The 6,000-nt window shown below is 45.5% G+C and carries 6 protein-coding genes; 2 read left to right on the top strand and 4 right to left on the bottom strand.

All coding sequences use genetic code 11. The features are described from left to right. Window positions 1-147: 147 nt before the first annotated feature. On the bottom strand, window positions 148-747 hold the full coding sequence (locus CH376_RS18450) for a TetR/AcrR family transcriptional regulator (protein ID WP_100784306.1): 600 nt from the start codon (window positions 745-747) through the stop codon (window positions 148-150). Between the two features lie 123 nt (window positions 748-870). Here CH376_RS18450 and CH376_RS18445 point away from each other — a divergent pair, with 123 nt between their 5' ends. Together CH376_RS18445 and CH376_RS18440 are read left to right on the top strand one after the other, a co-directional pair. Then, on the top strand, window positions 871-1,653 hold the full coding sequence (locus CH376_RS18445; RefSeq protein WP_100784304.1) for a crotonase/enoyl-CoA hydratase family protein: 783 nt from the start codon (window positions 871-873) through the stop codon (window positions 1,651-1,653). A 241-nt stretch (window positions 1,654-1,894) separates the two neighbouring features. After that, the gene (locus tag CH376_RS18440; protein ID WP_100784301.1) at window positions 1,895-2,926 is read left to right on the top strand and encodes a zinc-dependent alcohol dehydrogenase; all 1,032 of its coding nucleotides are present in this window, start codon (window positions 1,895-1,897) and stop codon (window positions 2,924-2,926) included. 269 nt (window positions 2,927-3,195) lie between these two features. Here the strand turns inward: CH376_RS18440 and CH376_RS18435 are convergent, their stop codons facing one another. The 3 genes from CH376_RS18435 to metK form a co-directional block, all read right to left on the bottom strand. Next, the gene (locus CH376_RS18435) at window positions 3,196-3,516 is read right to left on the bottom strand and encodes an ATP-dependent Clp protease adaptor ClpS (protein WP_100784299.1); all 321 of its coding nucleotides are present in this window, start codon (window positions 3,514-3,516) and stop codon (window positions 3,196-3,198) included. Between the two features lie 172 nt (window positions 3,517-3,688). After that, window positions 3,689-4,651 (bottom strand): transketolase family protein, encoded by a 963-nt coding sequence (locus CH376_RS18430; RefSeq protein WP_100784298.1) that lies wholly within the window; start codon window positions 4,649-4,651, stop codon window positions 3,689-3,691. A gap of 7 nt (window positions 4,652-4,658) precedes the next feature. Beyond that, window positions 4,659-5,819, bottom strand: a complete 1,161-nt coding sequence (metK, locus tag CH376_RS18425) for a methionine adenosyltransferase (RefSeq protein WP_100784500.1) — start codon at window positions 5,817-5,819, stop codon at window positions 4,659-4,661. Between the last annotated feature and the right edge of the window lie 181 nt (window positions 5,820-6,000).

Here is a 6,000-nt window from a genome sequence, read left to right as displayed (position 1 = left end):
GATTGGAAATTGAGCATTTGCTTCGATTCTAAGTTAGCCTCGATGTTTCCAAAGTTCGGGCCTGAAGTTCGAGTCTTGATTTGCAGATTATCCTTTGACAAGTTTTAAAAACGGATTTTTTGAAGGAGTTCCCACTTTCCATCATTTCTATTTTCTACTACCGCTCAAAACCTCGATCATTTCCGCCTTGAGCTCTTGAAAGTATTCCTTCTTTCCCGTAATTCGAAAAAGTTGAGAACTCCCTTGGAAGAGTTTCAAAATTTTCTTCGCCGCCGCGAGACAATTCACGGAAGAATCCAACCTTCCGACTTTTTTTTCAGATTCGAAATAGGATTCCAAAATCCGAATCCAGCTTTCTATGATTTTATCGGAGACGATCTCAAATTCTTCATTTTTCTCTTCTACGCTGTTGATAAAACGCGCGACAGGACAACCCAAAAATCTTCCGCTCTTCACTTGTTTCAGAAGAACTCCGTTCCAAGTGTTGATAAATTCTTTCCAAGAAGGAGCACGCTCCATCATCCTCTGAAGACCGTTTTCAAAATTCTCACCTTGTAACTTGAGATATTCCAGGGCAATCTCCTCCTTGGATTGAAAATAACGGTAAAAGCTGGCTTTGTGGGTTCCGGAGTCCGCGATCAACTGATTTGTGGAAGTTCCCGAATAACCTCTGTGATAAAAAAGATCCAAGGCAGAAGTCATCAGCCGATCGTAAGGATTACTCTGTTTTTCTAAATTCTGAACCATACTAAAAGATCAGAGTCTCAGAACTGAAAAAAAGTTCAAGGAAAACTAAAAAAATGATAGACTAATTAGTCTATAACGAATTCAAACTAAGGTAGACTATTTAGTCTACACAAGGAAAAGGCCATGTCGGAACTGATTCTCACTGAAAAAAAAGGACCAATTTTGCATATCGTCTTTAACAGACCAGAAGAAAGAAACGCATTCAACGTGGATATGCTCTTCGCACTCAGCCGCGCTTACGATCAGATGGAAGCGGACCCAGATATCCGAGTCGGCTTGGTCTACGCAAACGGAAAACAATTCACACTCGGCTTAGAACTCAAAAACGTAGCCGAATATTTAAAAAAAGAAAAACGATTTCCGCTTCCGGAAGAAAGTATAAACCCCTGGGGAACCACGGGTCGTCACAGAACAAAACCGGTCGTAGTCGCAGCTCACGGAATGTGTATCACTCTGGGAATCGAACTCATGCTTGCGAGCGACATTCGAATCGCGGCGAAACGTTCCGTCTTCGCACAAGTGGAAGTTCAAAGAGGAATTTTTCCTTTCGGCGGAGGAACGATGCGCTGGCCCGCCCAATGCGGCTGGGGAAACGCTATGAAATATATCCTCACTGGCGAACCCTTCGAAGCGGAAGAAGCCCTTCGCATCGGCCTGATCCAAGAAATCGTCGAAAAGAACGAACTTGTCTCGAGAGGAATCCAACTCGCAGAGAAGATCGCGAACCAAGCCCCTCTCGGAGTTTTTGCGACCTTAAAGTCGGCCATGACCTCGGTTGAATTTGGAGAATCCAAAGCGGCGGAGGAACTATTTCCTCAACTTCTGGCCTTGATGGAAACGAAAGACGCGGAAGAAGGAGTCGCTTCCTTTGTGGAAAAGAGACAGGCATTATTTAAAGGAATATGAATATTCTAAAATTTTAATTTTTCCAAAATTGAACAGATCTTTAAAAGGCCCCGCCCTCCAAGAAGAATCGGATCTTTCCCAAAACGGAAAAATTCTTAAAAATCAAGTATCGGAAAAATTGAACTTTATCTCTGAAAATTCGCAAAATCAAAATGGAAAAACTTACAGGAAGGATCAAGTCTTCTTTTAATTTTTATTCTAATTTTAAATCGGCCTACCTAAAAGAAAAGAAAGGTGAAGTATGAAACGAATCGTATTCAAAAAAAAGAATGTTTTAGAATGGGAAGAAGTTCCAGAACCGACAATCCAAGGAAAAAATCAGGCGATCGTAAGACCACTCGCGGTTTCCCGATGCGACCTCGATATTCCGATCGTAAACGGAGACACTTTGATGCGCCCGGGAATTCCCATTGGACACGAATTTGTGGGAGTGATCGAAGAAACAAGTCCGGAGATTGAAAACGAATTTCCGAAAGGAACAAAGGTCATCGTTCCTTTTCAAATATCTTGCGGCCTTTGTCCGGAATGTACGGAAGGACATTCCAAAGCCTGCCATTCGGTTCCGTTCGCGAGCTTCTACGGAATGGGGCCCGGTGCAAAACAATTCGGCGGGGCGTTGGCGGAAAAAATTTGGGTCCCTTTTGCCAAACAGATGCTCATTCGAATGCCTTCCTCCGCGAGTGCAATCTCGCTCGCTGCAATGAGCGATAACATGGTGGAGGCTTGGAAACTCGTGGGCCAATGGTTGGAAAAAAAACAAAACACTCCCGTGATGGTGTTAGGCGGTTCCGCGTCCAGCATCGCTTTGTATTCCGCGTCCCTCGCGGTCGGTATGGGGGCCTCCGAGGTTCTTTACGTGGACAACGACGAGGAAAGACTCCGAATCGCAAACGATCTCGGCGCCACGGTCGCCCCTTATTCTTCTCTTCCCAAATCCTGGTCGAAAAAATTTCCTCTCATCGCGGATTGCCACGGACAAAAAGAAGGATGGGATTTTTGTCTGAGATCCCTTTCCACCGAGGGAATCTATGGATGCGCCTCCGTCCACTGGACAAACAAATTAGAAATTCCTTATTTAGAATTATATAATACGGGAGCGACCTTAAAAATCGGAAGAGTCGATTCGAGGGAGTTTATTCCGAAAATGTTGGAGAAGATCGAAGAGAAAAAGATCCTCCCGGAGAAGGTGGTTACAAAAACCTGCAACTTCGAAGAGGCGATCGAAACGTGGACCGAACCTGCGGTAAAACTCGTCGTTCAGATGAATCCTTGACCTTGCGAAGGCGCTTCTCCTTCAGAGGAATTCCTCTGAAGGAGCTTTTTTTTAAGAATTGTAGGAGTTCCTACAATTCTCAATGTAGAATATATTCTTGAAAAAAGAATATATTTGTGATAGAGAAATGCTCGCCGAAATTTCCCACAAACCCGCCTCCTCCACCCAAATTCAGGGTGGGGCCCGCGACTTTTACGGCAAGACGTCGTAACTACGACGATTCTTTCTAAAGAATGAGGGTCAATTTTTGAAAATGAGAAACTTGGTTTCTACCTTTCGAGAGTCGCGCTCATCGAACCCTTAGAGTTCGACATTCGAGGATCGGCGCCATAGGTAAGAATTCTTTCCTGAACGTGTTCCGCGTGTTCGAATTCTCCGGAAAAGACGACCGTTCTTTTTTCTTGGTCCACTTGAACCGCGTGTAAGAACGCCTTCTCAACGGACATCGTGCAGATTTCCATGAGCATTTCGATTACATATTCGTAGGTATGTTCGTTGTCGTCCCAGAGTACCACTTTCCAAGGGCCCCCGGTTGACTTTGTGGATTCCTCGGTGATTTCGTTTAAGTCAGGAGTTTGTGTGCTCGCCATCTTTCAACTCAAAAAACCCGAGAAGTAATAAAGAAGAATTTCATCCGGATCCGCGCTTTCATAGCCGGAACACAAGAGCCTCTCAAAAAATGTTTCCCTTCCTCTTTGCGATCCATAGAATTTCAGTCAAACGAGACGCAAAAAACGATCGAAAGAAGAATGGGTGAAAACATTATCCTTTGAGCTGAATCGCTTTTTTCGCGGTCTCAACGATATTTTTGGAACGAAGACCGAAGTAATCCAGAAGTTCTTTCCAGGTTCCGGATTTTCCAAACTCATCCTTCATTCCTACTTTGAGAACGTGAACCGGAAATTCTTCGGAAAGAAATTCGCTCACCGCAGAACCGAGTCCGCCGATTACGTTGTGTTCTTCACAAGTGACCACTGCTTTGCATTGTTTTGCGTATTTTAAGATGGCTTCTTTGTCGATCGGTTTGATTGTCGCCATGTTGAGAAGCGTCGCAGAAATTCCTTCTTTGGATAATTCTTCGACCGCTTTCATCGCCTCGTTTACGATCACGCCGTTTGCAATGATAAGAACGTCTTTTCCCTCTCTCATCACCTCGGCTTTTCCGATTACGAATTGATAATTCTCTCTCTCGATCACTGGCACGTTCGGACGACCCACACGAACATAAACCGGACCTTTGTAATCCGCGATCGCATGGATGATCTGCTTGCATTCGTTGTAATCGGAAGGACATATCACCGTCATCTCAGGAATCGCTCTCATGATCGCGAAGTCTTCGATACACTGATGGGAAGCTCCGTCCTCTCCCACGGTGATTCCCCCGTGGGACGCCACCAATTTTACGTTTAAGAACGGATAAACGACGCTGTTTCGGACGACTTCCCAGGCTCTTCCCGCAAGGAACATTGCAAAAGAAGAAGCGAACGGGACCATTCCCGAAAGGGCAAGCCCGGCCGCGTGACCAACTAAGTTCTGTTCTGCGACGCCGACGTTAAAAAAACGGTCCGGATAGCTCTTCGCAAACTTATTTGTTTTCGTGGATCCGGAAAGATCCGCGTCGAGGACGACTACGTCCGGACGGGAACCCCCGAGTTCATGCAGCGCGTCCCCGTAACCGTCACGGGTCGCTTTTTCTGTCGCAGTTGCCGTACTTGGAGCTCCCATTTTGTTCTTATCCTTTTAAAGCCGCTGCTTTGTCGGTTTCTTCCCAAGTAAAGGTGGAACCCTTTCTACCGAAATGGCCGTAAGAAGCGGTCTCTCTGTACTTTCTTCCTTTTTCGAGAAGTTTTAGGGATTCTATGATTCCTCTCGGAGTCAGTCTGAAATTGGCGCGGATTCTTTTTACGAGTTCTTCTTCGGAGATTTTTCCCGTTCCAAACGTATCTACGTGAACCGAAACCGGTTCCGCAACTCCGATCGCATAAGCAAGCTGCACTTCGCATTTGTCGGCAAGTCCGGAAGCGACAACGTTCTTCGCGATATAACGTCCCATGTATGCCGCAGAACGGTCCACTTTGGAAGGGTCCTTTCCTGAAAAAGCTCCCCCTCCGTGTCTTCCATATCCGCCGTAGGTATCTACGATGATCTTTCTTCCGGTTAAGCCCGCGTCACCGTGAGGTCCGCCGATGATGAACTGCCCCGTCGGGTTGATAAAATATTTCGTATCCTTGAGAAGATTGGCGGGTATCACCTTTTTGATACATTCTTCGATGAGAGATTCTTCGATCTGTTTGTGAGTTACGTCCGGAGAATGTTGGGTCGAAATAACGACGGTGTCGATTCTTACCGGTTTTCCGTCCTTGTATTCCACGGTAACCTGAGACTTCGCGTCCGGTCTTAAGAATTTGAGTTTATTGGAATGTCTGAGTTCCGCTAAATACTTTACCAATTCGTGAGAATAGTAGATCGGCATCGGCATGAGTTCCGGAGTTTCGTTGATCGCGAAACCGAACATCAAACCTTGATCCCCCGCGCCTTGTTCTTTGAAGAGCCCTTCTCCTTCGGTCACCCCTTGAGAAATATCAGGACTCTGAGCGTGAACGTGAGCCGAAACGACGGCGAAGTCAGCGTCAAAACCCATCGTAATATCGTTATAACCGATATCGCGGATTACGTTTCTTGCGATCTCCTGCGCATCCACTTTACCTTTACTTGTAATTTCACCGGCGATCACGACTAAATTCGTAGTCACCAAGGTTTCACAAGCAACTCGAGATTTTGGATCTTGCTCCAAATAAGCATCAAGAATCGCATCGGAAATTTGGTCGCAAACCTTATCTGGATGGCCTTCTCCGACCGATTCCGAAGTAAAAATAAAATCTTTTAAAGACATTGGTTCTTCCTGAAGGGTGAAATTGACTGGGTATCCTTGATGGAAACCCGCTTTCATTCCAAAAACCTATGGATTCCTGCAGTGTCAAGAAGATCCAAACTATGTTCCCAACCGATTCTACAACAAATTGAACCGTTTAGATCGGAATTGAATTGAATCGACAGCCGCCCGAATATTTTTG

Origin of the sequence: Leptospira adleri (assembly GCF_002811985.1) — a bacterium.
Lineage (GTDB): Bacteria > Spirochaetota > Leptospiria > Leptospirales > Leptospiraceae > Leptospira > Leptospira adleri.
The sequence above is the reverse complement of the archived record's forward strand: the minus strand, read 5'-3'. Positions and strand labels throughout refer to the sequence as shown.